Source organism: Cobetia sp. SIMBA_158, assembly GCF_046566945.1.
Lineage (GTDB): Bacteria > Pseudomonadota > Gammaproteobacteria > Pseudomonadales > Halomonadaceae > Cobetia > Cobetia amphilecti.
Window position 1 is genome coordinate 1 of the sequence record NZ_JAWJYL010000161.1, and the last position, 324, is coordinate 324.

The following is a 324-nucleotide window of genomic DNA, read 5'->3' on the forward strand; positions in this document are numbered from 1 at the left end:
GACCGCTGCCACGAAATACATTGGAAAACTGTCACTATCAATGGCCATGGCGACTAACACTGCGACTAGGATGACACAAGCTATTGTTGCCTTGACAGGACTAAACTTGCTATTCTCATTCCTTTTCCGAGTGAATTTTTTTATATATTCTGGGTCAGAAGAGTCACCTTTAGTCAGCATCTTCTTTCCAATCGTAAGAAAATAAATCAAGAAAAGAATACATAAAGGTAAACCTACTTTACCAATCTCAAAGAAAGTTAAAAACGGAATTCCCATATTTTGAATTAGCCCGGCTGTACTTACATTACTTGCAGCACCGGCTAG

The 324-nt window shown here is 38.9% G+C and carries 1 protein-coding gene; it reads right to left on the reverse strand.

Translation table 11 applies throughout. The features are described from left to right. Nucleotides 1-324 (reverse strand): hypothetical protein (locus R2R70_RS19435; RefSeq protein WP_410978814.1); only part of this gene is annotated, 324 nt, incomplete at both ends.